This window comes from Pradoshia sp. Z4_20, assembly GCF_058216035.1.
In genome coordinates this window covers 67,050-83,226 of sequence record NZ_JBZAJD010000005.1, presented here as the reverse complement: position 1 = coordinate 83,226, position 16,177 = coordinate 67,050, and the positions used below count along the sequence as shown (strand labels likewise).

The following is a 16,177-nucleotide window of genomic DNA, read 5'->3' as shown; positions in this document are numbered from 1 at the left end:
AATACGTATGAGAGTCACACAAAGTATGGTTGCAGCCAATTCTTTGCGGAATATCAATAAGAGCTATGGATCGATGGCGCAGTATCTTGAACAGCTATCAACAGGTAAAAAGATTACAAAGGCCTCCGATGATCCAGTGATTGCCCAAAAGGGGATGTATTATCGGACAAGCCTGAATGAAGTAGAGCAATATAAGCGCAATTTATCGGAAGTTTATCTTTGGATGGACAACTCAGAGGCTTCAATGGATCAGGGTAACAAAAATTTTCAACGTATCCGTGAATTGATGATTCAGGCAAAAAATGATACAAACGAAACCACCGACCGGGAAGCCATTGCAAAGGAAATCGCTCAGCTGAAAGAGGACTTAGTATCCGTAGCGAATACGCAGGTTGCCGGCCGTTATATTTTTAATGGAACGAGTGTGAATACAGCGCCTGTTACCTCCGATGCAAATGGAGTCGTGGTCAATTCAGAGAATGATCCTTATCTGGTGGAAGTATCAAGAGGAATTCAATTGAAGGCAAATGCAGATCCTTCTCAGCTATTCAGTCAGGAATTATTTAATACAATTGGAGAGATTGAGAGAGAGTTATCAGAGGATGATATGGATCTTGATTCTTTACTCCAGAAATTCGATGGTTTGGTCACTACCTTTTCAGCTGAACGCTCCGACCTTGGCGCCCGCTATAATCGCCTGGAGCTATTGGAATCCAGAATAGATAACCAGGAGGTATTGGCGAAAAAGGTACTGAGCGAAAATGAAGATGTAGACATGGAAAAGGTCTATACGGATTTTATTACGCAGGAAAGTGTGCACAGAGCTGCTTTACAAATGGGAGCGAGCATCATTCAGCCAAGCCTGGTTGATTTCTTACGATAAAAAAGATGAGTTGACTCAAGAAGCGCCCAGTGGCCAATTGGGTCAACTCTTTTTGTATGTTTTGAGGAGGAGAGACTATCCATGCCCATTGCCCAATTACAAATGAACTCAACATCAGCGCAGCTCGGCTACCAAATCAAACGTATTAATCAATCGATTGAACAACAGATTCGAAATGAATATATAGGAGTGAAGCTAACGTGAAGCTGACAACAAAATATCATGGTGAGCAAGTAATCGACGAAAAAGATATCATTACCTTTGATGAAGGGATTCCGGGTTTTCCAAACGAACAGAAATTTGTGATTCTTCTTTTAACAGATGATCAATCCTTCTTTGTGCTTCAATCTGCAAAGACACCGAATCTAGTATTCGTGGTGACAAGTCCGTTCTTAACGTACCCCGATTATGAATTTAAATTAGATGATGATATTGTAGAATCATTAGGGGTGACAGAGGAACATATTACGGTGTTTTCGATTGTTACAGCAAAGGATCCTTTCGAAGATTCGACGATTAATCTTCAGGCTCCGCTTATTATTGATACGAAGAAGGGTAAAGGGAAACAAATCATTCTGAATCAAACAAACTACCAAACCAGAACACCTTTATTTCCAAAAGTAGAAAGCAAGGGGGAGTAAAGCATGCTTATTCTATCAAGGAAAAAAGATGAATCCATATTAGTAGGTTCCGATATTGAAATTACCGTTGTTTCTGTACAGGGCGATCAGGTTAAGCTTGGCATTAAAGCCCCAAAACAAGTCGACGTCTATCGGAAGGAACTATTTGAGGAAATCCAGCATGAAAATGTAGAAGCAGCCGAGATTACGGTTAATATTGGTGATTTGATTAATAACTCTAAAAATAGGACGAAAGACTCATAGAGAGCGACTAAAATCACCCGATACAAATAGTGTGCAAGAGAAGGAAAGACGGCCGCTTTTCATTTCTTGTACACAAAAAGGACCACATGGATGTGATCCGTTAAATCAGGGAGGATTTTTTATTATGATTATTAATCACAATATTGCAGCAATCAATACACACCGTCAATTTGGTGTAGCGAACAACGCACAATCCAGTTCAATGGAAAAATTGTCTTCAGGTCTTCGTATAAATCGTGCTGGAGATGACGCAGCTGGTCTATCTATTTCCGAAAAAATGCGTGGTCAAATCCGCGGACTAGAGCAATCTTCTCGTAATGCTCAAGATGGTATTTCTTTAATCCAAACAGCTGAAGGTGCTCTTAACGAGGTGCATTCAATTACTCAACGTATGCGTGAATTGGCCGTGCAATCTGCGAACGATACTAACATTGCAGAAGACAGAGCAGCTTTGAAAGATGAGTTTGATGCCTTGGCTACAGAAGTTGGACGTATTAATACTGATACTGAATTCAATAAACAAAAATTACTTGATGGTACTGCTGGTAATGCAGGTGTTCTATCTATGCATGTTGGTGCGAATAAAGATCAAGTTATCCAAGTTGATTTAACTAGCGTGAAATTAGATGATATTCAAGCAGCAATTGCAGATGCTGATATCAGCAATCAAACTGGGGCAGAGGCAGCAATTGCTACTTTAGATGAGAATATTGCTAAGATTTCTACTGGACGTTCTAAGCTTGGTGCATACCAAAACCGATTAGAGCATTCTATTGCGAACTTGGACAATGCTGCAGAGAATTTGACAGCTGCTGAATCTCGTATTCGTGACGTGGATATGGCGAAAGAAATGATGGAGCAAACAAGATCATCCATTCTATCTCAAGCAGCTCAAGCTATGCTTGCACAAGCTAACCAAACACCACAAAACGTACTTCAATTGTTGCGTTAATTCTACCGGAAATCGGAATCCTCTATGGGTTCCGATTTTTTTATTGAAAAAATGTTAAAATTTTATATTAAAACTATTAAATGTTAAAATAAGTTTCCGATATAGATTATGTAAGAGAAACAACCCGAAAAAATTTCATACTGAATACTCAGGACGAGTAAATATTTCTTATTGAATCTTCGCAGGACGCGAATGTGAGATAGGGGATGTTTACTTTTTTTATGTGTACTAGAGCGTAAGGAGGGTAATGTTCTCTATGGGGGTCTTACAAACTGATCACTTTTCTCAAGGAGGAGGACCACAACTATGCTAGTACTTGGTAGAAGACCTGGTGAATTTATAAAAATTGGCGATGACATCATCGTTAAGGTCGTTAAAAGTGAAGATGGACACCTTCGCTTAGCTATTGATGCCCCCAAACACGTAAAAATTACGCGTGGGGAACTATTAGATAACCAACAAAACAAATAGATTCCTATTTGCTCATGGACGAGCGGCACTAAACTACGATGCAGGAAGCATCCCAGTTCAGAACCGCTCGTCTTTTTTAATCTCGTTATTAACTGGAAACCCCCATCCTAGGCAACGGGCCAGTTTCCATTAATATATAAATTTAAAATTGAACAGGTGGAAAAGGAAGTCCACCTACACATTCCAAGGAGGAAAATTAAATGATTATCAATCACAATATCACAGCGTTAAACACACACCGTCAGTTGGGTGCGGCTACAAATGCACAAGCAGGATCAATGGAGAAATTGGCTTCTGGACAACGTATTAATAAGGCTGGGGATGATGCGGCGGGTCTTTCAATCTCTGAAAAAATGCGCAGTCAAGTTCGTGGTTTAGACCAAGCGGCTAAAAACTCACAAGATGGTATTTCATTAATTCAAACTGCTGAGGGAGCGCTTAATGAAACGCATTCTATTTTACAACGTCAGCGTGAATTAGTTGTTCAGGCGGGAAATGCTGGTACACTTGAAGCTGATGACTTAACTGCAATTAAAGATGAAATTACACAATTGAATAGTGAATTAGATGGAATTGCTGAACGTACAGAGTTTAATGGTAAAAAATTGCTGGATGGCACTTATAATAAAGATTTACAAATTGGAGCCAATGTTGGACAACAACATAATATTACAATTAATTCTGGAGGAGAGGGAGAAACCAAAACGGGATTTAGTTCTACAGGATTAGCAGTTAGTGGTATAGTAGCAGATGGTACTTCTTTTGATGCAGATGTCGCATTGGTGGATGCGGCAATCGCAAAAGTTTCTGCAGCACGTTCTAACCTTGGAGCGAATCAAAATCGCCTTGAGCACACAATTAATAATTTAGGAACAGCGTCAGAAAACCTAACAGCTGCGGAATCTCGTATCCGTGATGTAGATATGGCGAAAGAAATGATGGAACAAACTAAAAATTCTATCCTTTCTCAAGCAGCGCAAGCAATGTTGGCTCAAGCTAACCAACAACCACAAGGGGTTTTACAACTTCTTCGTTAATCATAATGAAAATCCGGTCTTTCTTAATGGAAAGCCGGGTTTTTTAATTTAGAGTAAAGAGTAAATGATAAGCTTTCATGAACGAATCAACTGTGACATAACTTTCAACGTTGAATACCTTAAGAGAATCGCTTGAAATCCTTTTCTTTTTAACTTCATTCAATTATCCCTTCAACCCTTAAAATCTCCCTCATCCTACCGATATACCTAATAACAGTGAACTGAATAGTTGGAGGTGCGAGATGGTGAATGGTATTTCGGCTGATGTTGGTCGTTTAGCTCCGCAGTCATTTGCTAAAACTTCTGTTCCTATAAAAGAGCAGGCTTTGATTCAAAATGTTATTCCTCAACAAGAACAGTCACCTATGACAGATGTACAAATGAAAGAGAAGCTTACAGAAACGACGGAAGCTATGAATAAATTTATAGGACCAATGCATGCGTCTTTGAAATTCGAGCTTCACGAGGATCTAAATGAATATTATGTAACCGTGGTTGATGATGTAACAGGCAATGTGCTTCGTGAAATTCCTCCAAAGAAGATGCTTGATATGTATGCAGCTATGGTAGAGAACATGGCTTTGTTTGTAGACAGAAAAGTTTAAGGATGTGAAAAAATGCGTATTTCCGGTTTAGCTAGTGGTATAGATACCGATACGATGGTTAAACAGCTGATGCAGGCTGAAAGAATCCCTTTAGATAAATTAAAACAAAATAAACAGACACTTGAGTGGAAACGTGATGATTACCGTTCTATCAATACACTGTTAACGAATTTTCGCCAAGATGTATTGAATATGAAGCTGAGTTCTTCCTATCGTTCCAGAATGACAAGCAGTACAAATGATGCAGCGGTTACAGCCACCGCAACATCTGGCGCGAGCGCAACCAGTTATCAATTATCCGATGTTAAGCTGGCCAAAGCTGCTTCTCTTACTACAAAGGAGTTGTCCGGTACAAATCCAAAGTTAGATTCCAGTAAATCCTTGGAGTCCATGTCGAGCAGCTTTTCTTCAGCTATCGATTGGAAACCTGGTGTGGTCGAAACGCAAAAGTTTATAGCCAACGTGTCACCCATTGATCTTAAATTACCCAACACTGTAACTATTCAAAATGATCAAGTTCAAATTAAAGTTGCTGGAAAAGTGTTGGAGCAATTTTCAAAGGATGCCAATGGTAATGACGTTACAAATTATACGATTGATAAAGGAATTATTACATTCGAAAATAATATTCCTGCATCAGGGTCAGCTATCGAAGTAAACTATGTGACCAACAAAAAGATAGAAACAATCTCGATAGCTAAAGATGCCTCAAGCTTTCAACTTTCTAAAGTAGCCATTAATGAAGGATCTATGATCCTGAAAGTTGGGGATAAATCTGTTACGGTTGACGAAAATGGAGACTTTAGTGTTGGTATTATATCTGGTACGGTAAATTTCAAAACAGGTAAGGTCGATCTTAAAACTGCTGCAAGTGAGGATATAGAAATAGAGGCTGAGTATACGAAAAAATATACTGCCATGAACATGAAGACTACAACCTCAAGTGGAGAGATGAGTGAAACATTCTTCATTACTTCTGATCAATCACTGGATAATGTGATCAGTAAAGTAAATTCATCAAAGCTTGGATTAAACATGTTCTATGATTCATTTACAGATAAAATATCCATGACAAGAAAAGAAACAGGTACCTTTGCCAAAGATTTGAAGGATATTCAAATAGATAATTCATCATTAGCTCAAGCCCTTCAATTGACGTCAGCTGATTACAAGGCGGGTGCCAATGCGTTATTAAAAATTAATGGTCTAGAGACTCAGCGGGCAAGTAACACATTCACCATGAACGGTGTCACATTCACGCTTAAGAGTGAATTTACTGAAGCCGTCACCGTTGGGATTAACAATGATACTACAAAAGTGTATGACAACATAAAGGGATTTGTAGATAAATATAATGAATTGATTGCAACAATCCAAAGTAAGGTCAGCGAGGAACGTAACCGAAATTATTTACCTTTAACTGATGATGAACGTGATAGTTTGAGTGAAAAAGAGATTGAGAAATGGGAAAATATTGCGAAGACAGGAATGCTGCGCAATGATTCTATTTTAAATGGAGCTTTAGATTCCATGCGGGGGAGCTTTTATAGCTCGGTTAATACATCAACAGGTATGTATTCATCCTTAAGCAGCATCGGAATCACGACAACCTCTGATTACATGGCAGGCGGTAAACTCGAAATCAATGAAACCAAATTAAAACAGTCTTTAGAGGATGATCCTGAAAGTGTAGAAGCTTTATTTGCTTCGGAGGATGGAATTCTGTCAAAGCTGCAGAAAAATATATCTGCAGCTACTGACCAGCTGAAGGCAAGAGCGGGAACCTCATTGTCGACCAATGCTACGTTTACGATGGGAAGAGATTTAACGAATATTGATGATCGTATTAGTCGATTTGAGGACAGGCTTGTCCAGGTAGAGAATCGCTATTATAAACAATTCACTGCGATGGAAAAAGCAATTCAACAGGCAAACAGCCAATCAGGCTATTTATCATCGATGTTTGCGACTGGTTAATAAAAAGGAGTGTACGTATAAATGGCAATACAAAATCCGTATCAGGCTTATCAAACGAATACTGTTACCACTGCTTCCCCGGGAGAATTAACACTTATGCTGTATAATGGCTGCCTGAAATTTATTAAAGCCGCACGAGTTGCGATGGAGTCGAAACAAATTCAAGTCAGACATGAGAATCTTCTAAAGGCGCAAAATATCATTAGTGAATTACGAATCACTTTAAATATGGATATGGCAATCTCTCAAAATATGATGGCAATGTATGATTATATCAATAATCGGTTAATAGAGGCGAATACTAAAAATGATCCTGCTATGTTGGACGAGGCGGAGGAATTGGTTTTGGAGTTCCGTGATACATGGAAGCAGGCTATTCAACTTAATCGACAAAAGCAATATTCAACAGGCGGACAAGCCTGATTCTATTTAAAGAAGGGCCGAAAGATGAAGTAGATTGTTCATCTTTCGGCCCTTTTCTTTCTATATTACTCGACTATATCTTGATCTTCTATATGAGTGATCCACATATGATGCACACTATTAATAATACCAATCATGAGAATTTGCACAGATCCAAGAATGGCTAAGTTCAATCCTTGTAATCTTCCAGTTATGAAAGAATAGATGTTAAATATGATTAATACAACTAGTAAGCCATTCAGTATATGGATACTTTTACCCCTTTTCATTTCTCATCCTTCTTCCATTTTGATTAAAAACCCTTATGTGTTATTTATACCCATTATTGCCGATTATTTCTGTCATAGCAAGCGTTTTGTTGTATATTAAGAAATTTTTGTTCTTTTTAACGAATATTAGTGCTTAGGCAAACTAGGAAATTGTGTCTATTTCTTTATCACAAACTAATATTTGTAGGCAATTTACCGATAAAAAGAATAAGGAATTTGGACGGAGAGTGAACGCAATGCAGATTCAAGCAATCCATTCGGGGCAAAGCTTAAACGGAAAAAGCAATCAATATTCAGTTGGACAGATCCAGTCTGTAACCATTAAGGAACGGGTATCCGTTAATACAGCTGTTGTTTCTTTAAAAGGGAAAGAGATGAGCATGACGTTTGAAAATGGAGTGCCGGCACAGAACAAGGCTCAAGTTGAGATTACAGCAATTAACAATGACCAATTAACGGTTAAAACTCTTTCAACAAGTCAGCCCGCAGCAGAAGGCCAGGCTCCTACCAAGGTTGAAGAGATTCTGAAAGCGGCCGGTGTTGATGCATCTAATAAAGACTTCCGTCAAGCTGTGCAAATTTTGCAGGAAAAAGGGTATCCACTTTCTAAAGATAGCTTACAGACGATTCAGCGCTTTATGAATACAGAGGCAGGGACAGTGGAGCAAAAATTAGCTACCATTACGGCTTTGGCGGAACGTCAGTTAGAGGTACGCATGCCACAGTTGAAAGCAATTCACTCTGCCTTGCATGGTGAATCGATTGGGAAGATGGTCAGTGAGATTGGAAAAGAGCTTCCGGAGATTTCGAGGATTTCTACACCATCTATTCATCTGCCGATAACTACAATCCGCGATTTAAAATCAGCCATCATACACCAACAGGATTCTGCCAAAATCACTGAACAGGTGATGAAATTTATAAAGGATTCACCAGATCTTTCTCAAGCTGAAAAGAGTGCCATCTTAAAATCTCTGCAGGCTGGTAAAGAAGCTTTACTTCAAATTCTTTCCCTCATTGATAAAAGCAAGGTAGCAGTCACTCCAGTGAATATGGAGGTTTCTGTTCATGGCAAGGAAGTAATGGATTTGATGAAAAGTGTTCAAAAGGATTCTTCCATGGCGATGGTATTTGCAAAAGCAACGGAATTTCTGAGTGGTGACTCTGCGAAACTATTTGAAGGTATTGAACGTCTGACAGGAGTGGTTGAAAAGGCAACAGAGCTTGTGTCCAAGGGTAGAGAATTATTAGCCCGCAAAGAACTGATGACGGCATTATCAATCATGCAGGAGGAAAACCCAAAATTAATGGATGTAAAACCGGCCAACTCATTAACCGAATCTGAGCAGAATGCAATCAATCAGATCATCCAGGGTCTGAATCTCTCATCAAAAGATGTGATTGTTACTGAAATTAGTAAAAAGCTATCTCAGCTTACGATCGATTTTAAACATATAAAAAGAGAGATTACGAGAAACTTGGATCAGTCTATCAAAATGATGGAGCAAAAACAGCCCCAGGTTAAGCAGGTCTTGGAATCTACCATTAAGCAACTCGATCAAGCTATTTTAAAAGGTGAATTTATGCTTTATACCGATATGTCGACGGAGAAGAAGCTCCTGCAGGCTAGCAGCAGATTGCAGGAAGCAAAGAATTTTCTTATGAGTGGAAAGTCCCTTGAGGCGAACCAGATCGTGAAGGAAGTTAAAACATCGGTTGAGGGTCTTTTGTTTAAACCGTCTGATGTTAAAGTTAAGCATTTTGTGGCAGGCATGACGAGTAATGTCGGTGAAGATGTATTTACGCAAACTGCAAAGCCTGAGCAGTCTGGACGGAATGTGTTGGAGCTGATTCGAAAACTCGGGATGATGAATGAACATGAGGTGGCGAAGTCTGTTTTGAATGGAAAACAGCCGGAAATGCCGCAAACTGTAAAATCCTCTCTGCTTTCAATCTTACAATCAGACCAGCTGAATCCAAAGCAGACACAGCAGGTGGATCAGGCTGTTCAAAATTTAACCGGTCAGCAGCTTCTAACTAAGCCTGACTCATCTGGAATGCAGAATCTGGCCATGCAGCTTCCGCTTTTACTTCATAAGGAAGTTGAGAATGTAAAAGTATTTGTAAACTCTCAATCTGATAAGGATCAAATTGATTGGGAGAATTGCAGTCTTTACTTTGTGATGGAGACCAAGCGGCTTGGTGAGATTGGAATTTCGCTGACGGCGACCAATCGAAATTTGTTTCTAACCTTTAAAAGTGATAAGGAAGATTTACAGCAATCCGTGACTCGGATATCTGATTCATCGCTTGATCGGTTCAAGGAAATTGGTTATTCGATTGGCTCGGTTCAATTTAAACCGATGACTGTGGAAACGAAGAACTCAGTACGAGAGGCAAGTCCAACAGCCCAAACAGCCTTTACGAAAAAGGGGTATGACATAACGATATGAGACAGCAATATTTCAATCAAATGAACCGTAAAAAGATGAATGGACCGACCGCAGCTGTCATCAGGTACGATGAACAAAATGGAGAGGCCCCGCAGCTAGTCGCTCAGGGAACTGGGGAAGTAGCTAGAAGGATTATTGAAACGGCTAAGAAAAATGATATTCACCTGCAGGAGGATGAGTCATTGGTCAGCCATCTTTTGGACATTGACCTTGGAGATTCGATTCCTCCGCAGCTTTATGCAGTGATTGCTGAAATCCTCCTTTTATTAGAAGAGCTCGATAAACAATATAACTAGCCCGTCGATATATAAAATAAGAGGACATGGAGGTTTTTGTGAATGGAATTTTTAACAGAGGAACTTATTGTGCAAAAATCATCTCAGGAATTAACGGCATTGCTGTATGAAGGACTATTAACCAATTTATATGAAGCAATTGATCAAATAGACGAGCCTAATTTATTCCAGGCTAATAAAAGCCTGCAAAGGGCCAGTGATATCGTTCATCGACTTGGTGTGGGACTTCGGTATGAAGCAGGCCCAATTACGGAGAATTTGGACACCCTCTATAATTTCCTGGCTGATGAGCTGATCCGGGTAAATCTAACTAAGAATACGGATAGCATTTCATTTCTGATCAAAATCGTTGAGACCCTATCCACTGCCTGGAATGATGCCATGCAACTGAAAAATAATGCAAAGGCTGATTCGTTAATTAAGATGGTATCGGCCTATGAAAATAACGTGATGAGGAAAAAATTCTAATAGAATGAGGGAGCATTTCCATGAAAATTAATCATAATATATCTGCCTTGAATGCCTATCGTAATCTATCAACTAATACAACCAATACAAATAAAAGCTTAGAAAAGCTATCATCTGGGCTTCGTATTAATAAAGCTTCGGATGATGCAGCGGGACTAGCTATTTCAGAGAAAATGCGTTCACAAATTCGCGGTCTAAATATGGCGGAACGAAATGCCCTTGATGGAGTTTCTCTCATTCAAACAGCAGAAGGCTCCTTGTCATCTGTCCATGAAATGCTGCAGCGTATGAGAGAGTTAACGGTTCAAAGCGCGAATGGGACGTATACGAATGAAGATCGTGAAGCCATCCAGGAAGAGTATAATCAGCTTACAGCAGAAATTGATCGTGTTAGTGAAACGACTGAGTTTAATAGTGCGAAGCTATTAGATGGAAGCCAATCTGAATTTAGTTTTCAAATAGGCGCTAATGCAGGCCAAACGATTGAGTTAACGATAAATAAAATGAATGCTGAAGAACTCGGATTAGGAACCGCAGCTGCACCATTAAATGTGAAAACAGCAGAGGCTGCGAATGCTGCTCTTTCAAAAATTGATGCAGCGATCGCGGCCGTTTCTGCTGAGCGTTCCAACTTAGGTGCGATGCAGAATCGTCTGGAGCATACGATTACGAATTTACAAACAATGAGTGAAAACGTAACCTCTGCAGAATCACGGATTCGCGATGTAGACATGGCTCTTGAGATGACTGAGTTCACAAAGAATACCATTTTAAATCAGGCAGCACAGGCCATGTTGGCACAAGCCAACCAACTTCCACAGGGTGTGCTACAATTATTGAAGTAACAAAGTTGAGGTGATCTCATGGAGGTACAACGAGTAGGCAGGACTGGTTTGCAAAAGGTCAGTTCTAAGGAAGAGGTAGCCAAGGATTCGATTGCCTTTAAAGAGGTTATGGGAACCAGGCGCAATGATTTGACTCTTGATCGATTGACACGGAAAATGCAGGAGATTGAGGAGCAGGGCAAGAGGCTCGGTGAAACTCAGTCGGTTGATTATTTACGAAAATATAAGAAGCTTGTGAAAGACTTTTTAGATGATGCCGTAAAAAATGGGCTGCAATTAGAGGAGCATCGCGGTTTTAATCATCGTGGATCAGCAAAGGTGTATAAGCTTGTAAAAGAAGTGGATAAAAAGCTGGTTGACCTCACAAATGCAGTCCTTGATAAGGAAGATAAACGTATACATTTATTAGGCATGATTGGCGAAATCCAAGGAATGCTCATTAATATTTATACGTAATGGGGGTTTGGCCTTGGCTTTTACAGAAGTCAGGGCTTTTTTAAATGAGAGACAGAGGAGCTCGGTTTATGATGAGTGCACTGCGGGAATATTTTCAGGTAACAAGGGAAGCGATAGAGGTATTAAGTGATTTGAGCTGGGAAAAAGACCGCGAGATCGCTATTTCTAGGCTGGATGAAATCATTCGTATTCGGGAAAGTCTGCAAAAAGACATACAGCCTCCTTTTACTGACGAGGAAAAAAAGCTTGGCGAGTTATGTGTGAAGCTGAATGAAGAACTGGCGAAAGCAATGGCCAAACGGAGAATGGAAGTGGCTCGGAACCTTAAAATGGTACGGGAGCAAAAGCAGCATAATCAAAAATATGCCAACCCCTATGAGGCGATTTTGACAGATGGAGTTTATTACGATAAGAGGAAATGATTACCTTAAATGAATTATCATGAGAAGTAGTGCTTTTTTGTTGTTGAATAGGGTATACTATATATGAATTCCTTGAAAATCCTGAATATTTAAACTTAAACAAATTGTCGATATAGGCAGGATTTTTAAAAGGGATTAGAGAATATTATAGTTATAGAGTAGAAAAGGAGGACTCACTTATGAATTATAACATTCGTGGTGAAAACATTGAGGTAACTCCAGCAATCAGAGAATATGTAGAGAAAAAAATCGGAAAATTGGAAAGATACTTTACAGAAACACCTGATGCAAACGTACATGTCAATCTGAAGGTGTACAATGATAAAACAACAAAAGTTGAAATCACTATTCCGCTACCTAACCTAGTGCTACGTGCAGAGGAAACAAATACAGATATGTATGCAGGTATCGATTTAATTAACGATAAATTGGAAAGACAAATTCGTAAATATAAAACAAAAGTTAACCGTCGTTCTCGTGAAAGCGGTAAAGAGTTATTCACTTTTCCAGCTGGAGAAGTCGGTGTTGAGCAAGAAGAGGATGATAAATTAGAAGTTGTGCGTGTGAAACGCTTTGATCTTAAACCAATGGACAGCGAAGAAGCAATTCTTCAAATGGACATGCTAGGACACAATTTCTTCATCTATACTGATGCAGAAACTGACGGCACTCACATCGTTTACAAACGTAAAGATGGCAAATACGGCTTAATTGAAGCACAAAGCTAATTTTATACTTGATAATGGGCAGCTCCTGTAAGGGGGCTGCTTTTTCATTGAATGATCGTGATCAGAAAATGGGCATAAATCCATCTCGTTCAATCAAAACTTGAACTTATTGAAACCTCATCTATGGAGGCACCTAGTCTACTATGTTTGTGTATCAATTCTATTATAATTAGAAATCAGCCTAACCATTTATGAGGAAACCTCTCTTCAATATTTAAGCCCTTGATGCAATTTCTCTATCAAAATTTCAAAGCTCAGTTATGAACTTAAGTATATTTTGAGGTAAAATAACCCAAAAATATCATGTGTGTACACACTCCTTCTGTTGTTTTGTCCATTTGTAAGTGTTACTATTAATGTGAAATTTAAAAATATGAACGATTATTAATCTATATCATTCTAGGGCTAATGAACCCTGTACAGATAAGAGGAGAGACTGCTTAATGGGGATTTTGAATAAATTGTTTGACCCTAATAAATCTGAGCTTAAACGCCTGAATAAGGCTGCAAATAAAATAGAAGCTTTGGCATCTGCCATGGAAGCTTTGTCTGATGAAGAACTGTCTGCTAAAACAACAGAATTTCAAGAACGTTACGCGGGTGGAGAGAAACTCGATGATATACTGCCTGAGGCATTTGCAGTAGTCAGAGAAGCATCACGCCGTGTCCTTGGCATGTATCCTTTCCAAGTTCAATTAATGGGGGGTATCGCCCTTCATGAAGGTAATATTTCTGAGATGAAAACAGGGGAAGGTAAAACATTGACCTCCACTATGCCTGTTTACTTAAATGCGATTACTGGTAAAGGTGTTCATGTCATTACAGTCAATGAATACTTAGCAAGCCGTGACGCCACTGAAATGGGGCAATTATTTAACTTCCTTGGGCTTTCAGTCGGCTTGAATCTTACTGGAATGAGCCGTGAAGAGAAACAGGAAGCGTATAATGCCGATATTACCTATGGTACAAATAACGAGTTTGGGTTTGATTATTTACGTGACAATATGGTGCTGTATAAGGAACAGATGGTACAGCGTCCGCTTCATTATGCTGTAATAGATGAGGTTGACTCCATCCTGATTGATGAAGCACGTACGCCATTGATTATCTCTGGTTCCGCTCAAAAATCAACTCAGCTTTATATACAGGCGAATGCCTTTGTCCGTACTTTATCAAAAGAAAGAGATTACACATACGACGAAAAGACAAAAGGTGTTCAGCTAACTGAAGAAGGAATGAGCCGTGCTGAAAAAGCATTTGGCATTGATAATTTATTCGATATTAGCCATGTTGCCTTGAACCATCATATTAACCAGGCGTTAAAAGCGCATGTTTCCATGCATTTGGATGTGGATTATGTGGTTCAGGATGGCGAGATTGTCATCGTTGACCAATTTACCGGCCGTCTAATGAAAGGACGCCGTTATAGTGATGGCTTGCATCAGGCGATCGAAGCGAAAGAAAACCTCGATATCCAGAATGAAAGCATGACGCTTGCGACGATTACGTTCCAAAACTACTTCCGTATGTATGAAAAGCTTGCCGGTATGACTGGTACAGCGAAAACAGAGGAAGAGGAATTCCGTAATATTTATAATATGAATGTTATTGCGATTCCAACGAACCGCGACATCGTGCGTGATGACCGTGCAGATTTGATTTTTGCCTCTATGGAAGGGAAATTCAAAGCGGTCGTTGAGGATATCGCTGAACGCCATGTGAAGGGTCAGCCAGTATTGGTTGGTACAGTAGCGATTGAAACGAGTGAATATGTATCTGAATTATTGAAGAAAAAAGGAATTCCGCATAGTGTCCTGAATGCGAAGCAGCATGAACGCGAAGGAAATATCATCCTTGATGCCGGTCAGCCAGGTGCCGTAACAATTGCTACGAATATGGCGGGCCGTGGTACAGATATCAAGCTTGGTGAAGGTGTGAAGGAAGTCGGCGGTCTTGCCGTTATTGGTACGGAGCGCCATGAAAGCCGCCGTATTGATAATCAGCTGCGTGGACGTTCCGGTCGTCAGGGAGACCCTGGGGTTACACAATTCTATCTTTCATTAGAGGATGAATTGATGCGCCGTTTTGGATCTGACAATATTAAGAGCATGATGTCCCGTCTCGGTATGGAGGATGACCAACCGATTCAAAGTAAAATGGTATCTAAAGCCGTTGAATCTGCGCAAAAACGAGTTGAAGGTAATAACTATGATGCCCGTAAACAATTGCTTGAATATGATGATGTACTTCGTCAACAACGTGAGATTATTTATAAGCAGCGTTTTGATGTACTATCAAGTGAGAATCTGCGTGAAATCGTAGAGACTATGATTCGTTCCTCTCTGCAGCGCAATGTCTATGCCTTTGCGCCTGATGTGGAAAGCGAAGAGTGGAATATTGAAGGATTGCTTGATTATGTCTATGCCAACCTTCTGCCTGAAGGTACTTTTAATGCTGAGGAATTAAAAGAGCTTGATGGGGAAGAATTGATTGAATTAATTTATGGCAAAATCATTGAAAAATACAATGAGAAGGAAGAAGAGCTTTCTTCTGAGCAAATGCGTGAGTTTGAAAAGGTAATTGTATTGCGTGCGGTTGATAGCAAGTGGATGGATCACATTGATACAATGGAACAATTGAGACAAGGTATTCATTTACGTGCCTATGCTCAAATCAATCCGCTCAATGAATATCAGCAAGAAGGCTTTGCGATGTTCGAAGCCATGGTTTCTGCGATTGAGGATGATGTGGCTAAATACATCATGAAAGCTGAGATCCGCAATAATCTAGAGCGTGAAGAGGTTGTGAAAGGACAGGCTGTTAATCCGAAGGGTGATGAAGGAGAGACAGTCAAGAAGAAACCGAAACGTAATGAAGAATCCGTTGGACGAAATGCTCCATGTCCATGCGGTAGCGGTAAGAAATATAAGAATTGCCATGGAAGATAAATAAGACATGTCAGTATCTTTAGATGACGTTGACGCGTATAATAAGATATGTTAAATAAA

19 protein-coding genes are annotated in these 16,177 nt (G+C 39.7%); 18 read left to right on the top strand and 1 reads right to left on the bottom strand.

Going from position 1 to position 16,177, the window contains the following annotated elements; all coding sequences use genetic code 11:
- Positions 1 to 7: 7 nt before the first annotated feature.
- The 10 genes from flgL (at position 8) to fliS (AC4BHP_RS12885) (ending at position 7,232) form a co-directional block, all read left to right on the top strand.
- Positions 8 to 883, top strand: coding sequence for a flagellar hook-associated protein FlgL (flgL, locus tag AC4BHP_RS12930; protein ID WP_490552638.1), 876 nt, complete (start codon positions 8 to 10; stop codon positions 881 to 883).
- 81 nt (positions 884 to 964) lie between these two features.
- Positions 965 to 1,087, top strand: coding sequence for a hypothetical protein (locus AC4BHP_RS12925; protein WP_490552636.1), 123 nt, complete (start codon positions 965 to 967; stop codon positions 1,085 to 1,087).
- Entirely contained in the window at positions 1,084 to 1,524 is a 441-nt protein-coding gene (fliW, locus tag AC4BHP_RS12920) for a flagellar assembly protein FliW (RefSeq protein WP_490552634.1), read from the top strand. Before AC4BHP_RS12925 ends, fliW begins: the two co-directional genes overlap by 4 nt.
- Before the next feature lie 3 nt (positions 1,525 to 1,527).
- Positions 1,528 to 1,767, top strand: coding sequence for a carbon storage regulator CsrA (csrA, locus tag AC4BHP_RS12915; RefSeq protein ID WP_139892170.1), 240 nt, complete (start codon positions 1,528 to 1,530; stop codon positions 1,765 to 1,767).
- A 124-nt stretch (positions 1,768 to 1,891) separates the two neighbouring features.
- On the top strand, positions 1,892 to 2,719 hold the full coding sequence (locus AC4BHP_RS12910) for a flagellin N-terminal helical domain-containing protein (protein ID WP_066106034.1): 828 nt from the start codon (positions 1,892 to 1,894) through the stop codon (positions 2,717 to 2,719).
- Between the two features lie 306 nt (positions 2,720 to 3,025).
- Positions 3,026 to 3,190 (top strand): carbon storage regulator, encoded by a 165-nt coding sequence (locus AC4BHP_RS12905; RefSeq protein WP_140461804.1) that lies wholly within the window; start codon positions 3,026 to 3,028, stop codon positions 3,188 to 3,190.
- A 200-nt stretch (positions 3,191 to 3,390) separates the two neighbouring features.
- On the top strand, positions 3,391 to 4,227 hold the full coding sequence (gene hag / locus AC4BHP_RS12900; RefSeq protein ID WP_490552630.1) for a flagellin Hag: 837 nt from the start codon (positions 3,391 to 3,393) through the stop codon (positions 4,225 to 4,227).
- A 245-nt stretch (positions 4,228 to 4,472) separates the two neighbouring features.
- Positions 4,473 to 4,832 carry a flagellar protein FlaG gene (gene flaG, locus AC4BHP_RS12895; RefSeq protein ID WP_490552628.1) on the top strand — a complete coding sequence of 120 codons (360 nt, stop codon included), beginning with the start codon at positions 4,473 to 4,475 and terminating at the stop codon, positions 4,830 to 4,832.
- A gap of 12 nt (positions 4,833 to 4,844) precedes the next feature.
- Positions 4,845 to 6,809: a flagellar filament capping protein FliD gene (gene fliD / locus AC4BHP_RS12890; protein ID WP_490552626.1), complete on the top strand. Its 1,965-nt coding sequence runs from the start codon at positions 4,845 to 4,847 to the stop codon at positions 6,807 to 6,809.
- Between the two features lie 21 nt (positions 6,810 to 6,830).
- Positions 6,831 to 7,232 (top strand): flagellar export chaperone FliS, encoded by a 402-nt coding sequence (gene fliS, locus AC4BHP_RS12885; protein ID WP_490552624.1) that lies wholly within the window; start codon positions 6,831 to 6,833, stop codon positions 7,230 to 7,232.
- A gap of 65 nt (positions 7,233 to 7,297) precedes the next feature.
- On the opposite strand, the gene AC4BHP_RS12880 is transcribed toward fliS (AC4BHP_RS12885), so the two are convergent.
- Positions 7,298 to 7,501, bottom strand: coding sequence for a hypothetical protein (locus AC4BHP_RS12880; RefSeq protein ID WP_139892176.1), 204 nt, complete (start codon positions 7,499 to 7,501; stop codon positions 7,298 to 7,300).
- 236 nt (positions 7,502 to 7,737) lie between these two features.
- Between AC4BHP_RS12880 and AC4BHP_RS12875 the strand changes: the two genes are divergently transcribed.
- The 8 genes from AC4BHP_RS12875 (at position 7,738) to secA (ending at position 16,117) form a co-directional block, all read left to right on the top strand.
- Complete coding sequence (locus tag AC4BHP_RS12875; protein WP_490552621.1) at positions 7,738 to 9,954, top strand: hypothetical protein; 2,217 nt, start codon at positions 7,738 to 7,740, stop codon at positions 9,952 to 9,954.
- Complete coding sequence (locus AC4BHP_RS12870; RefSeq protein ID WP_139892178.1) at positions 9,951 to 10,250, top strand: EscU/YscU/HrcU family type III secretion system export apparatus switch protein; 300 nt, start codon at positions 9,951 to 9,953, stop codon at positions 10,248 to 10,250. The genes AC4BHP_RS12875 and AC4BHP_RS12870 overlap by 4 nt, the downstream gene beginning before the upstream one ends.
- Positions 10,251 to 10,292: 42 nt before the next feature.
- On the top strand, positions 10,293 to 10,718 hold the full coding sequence (gene fliS, locus AC4BHP_RS12865) for a flagellar export chaperone FliS (protein ID WP_139892179.1): 426 nt from the start codon (positions 10,293 to 10,295) through the stop codon (positions 10,716 to 10,718).
- 20 nt (positions 10,719 to 10,738) lie between these two features.
- Positions 10,739 to 11,563: a flagellin N-terminal helical domain-containing protein gene (locus AC4BHP_RS12860; RefSeq protein WP_139892180.1), complete on the top strand. Its 825-nt coding sequence runs from the start codon at positions 10,739 to 10,741 to the stop codon at positions 11,561 to 11,563.
- Positions 11,564 to 11,581: 18 nt separating this feature from the next.
- A complete protein-coding gene (locus tag AC4BHP_RS12855) occupies positions 11,582 to 12,019 on the top strand; it encodes a YaaR family protein (RefSeq protein WP_490552618.1) in 438 nt (145 codons plus the stop codon).
- A gap of 68 nt (positions 12,020 to 12,087) precedes the next feature.
- On the top strand, positions 12,088 to 12,441 hold the full coding sequence (gene fliT, locus AC4BHP_RS12850) for a flagellar protein FliT (RefSeq protein ID WP_066106070.1): 354 nt from the start codon (positions 12,088 to 12,090) through the stop codon (positions 12,439 to 12,441).
- A 179-nt stretch (positions 12,442 to 12,620) separates the two neighbouring features.
- Positions 12,621 to 13,169, top strand: coding sequence for a ribosome hibernation-promoting factor, HPF/YfiA family (hpf, locus tag AC4BHP_RS12845; RefSeq protein WP_066106072.1), 549 nt, complete (start codon positions 12,621 to 12,623; stop codon positions 13,167 to 13,169).
- A gap of 443 nt (positions 13,170 to 13,612) precedes the next feature.
- A complete protein-coding gene (gene secA / locus AC4BHP_RS12840) occupies positions 13,613 to 16,117 on the top strand; it encodes a preprotein translocase subunit SecA (RefSeq protein WP_490552615.1) in 2,505 nt (834 codons plus the stop codon).
- The last annotated feature ends 60 nt before the right edge of the window (positions 16,118 to 16,177 follow it).

Bases quoted from the DNA above. Each gene is read 5' to 3' on its own strand.
- AC4BHP_RS12910 (WP_066106034.1), top strand. From the start codon at position 1,892: ATGATTATTAATCACAATATTGCAGCAATCAATACACACCGTCAATTT.
- csrA (WP_139892170.1), top strand. From the start codon at position 1,528: ATGCTTATTCTATCAAGGAAAAAAGATGAATCCATATTAGTAGGTTCC.
- fliS (WP_139892179.1), top strand. From the start codon at position 10,293: ATGGAATTTTTAACAGAGGAACTTATTGTGCAAAAATCATCTCAGGAA.
- hpf (WP_066106072.1), top strand. From the start codon at position 12,621: ATGAATTATAACATTCGTGGTGAAAACATTGAGGTAACTCCAGCAATC.
- flgL (WP_490552638.1), top strand. From the start codon at position 8: ATGAGAGTCACACAAAGTATGGTTGCAGCCAATTCTTTGCGGAATATC.
- AC4BHP_RS12905 (WP_140461804.1), top strand. From the start codon at position 3,026: ATGCTAGTACTTGGTAGAAGACCTGGTGAATTTATAAAAATTGGCGAT.
- AC4BHP_RS12855 (WP_490552618.1), top strand. From the start codon at position 11,582: ATGGAGGTACAACGAGTAGGCAGGACTGGTTTGCAAAAGGTCAGTTCT.
- AC4BHP_RS12880 (WP_139892176.1), bottom strand. From the start codon at position 7,501: ATGAAAAGGGGTAAAAGTATCCATATACTGAATGGCTTACTAGTTGTA.
- secA (WP_490552615.1), top strand. From the start codon at position 13,613: ATGGGGATTTTGAATAAATTGTTTGACCCTAATAAATCTGAGCTTAAA.
- fliS (WP_490552624.1), top strand. From the start codon at position 6,831: ATGGCAATACAAAATCCGTATCAGGCTTATCAAACGAATACTGTTACC.
- AC4BHP_RS12925 (WP_490552636.1), top strand. From the start codon at position 965: ATGCCCATTGCCCAATTACAAATGAACTCAACATCAGCGCAGCTCGGC.
- AC4BHP_RS12875 (WP_490552621.1), top strand. From the start codon at position 7,738: ATGCAGATTCAAGCAATCCATTCGGGGCAAAGCTTAAACGGAAAAAGC.
- hag (WP_490552630.1), top strand. From the start codon at position 3,391: ATGATTATCAATCACAATATCACAGCGTTAAACACACACCGTCAGTTG.
- AC4BHP_RS12860 (WP_139892180.1), top strand. From the start codon at position 10,739: ATGAAAATTAATCATAATATATCTGCCTTGAATGCCTATCGTAATCTA.
- fliD (WP_490552626.1), top strand. From the start codon at position 4,845: ATGCGTATTTCCGGTTTAGCTAGTGGTATAGATACCGATACGATGGTT.
- AC4BHP_RS12870 (WP_139892178.1), top strand. From the start codon at position 9,951: ATGAGACAGCAATATTTCAATCAAATGAACCGTAAAAAGATGAATGGA.
- fliT (WP_066106070.1), top strand. From the start codon at position 12,088: ATGATGAGTGCACTGCGGGAATATTTTCAGGTAACAAGGGAAGCGATA.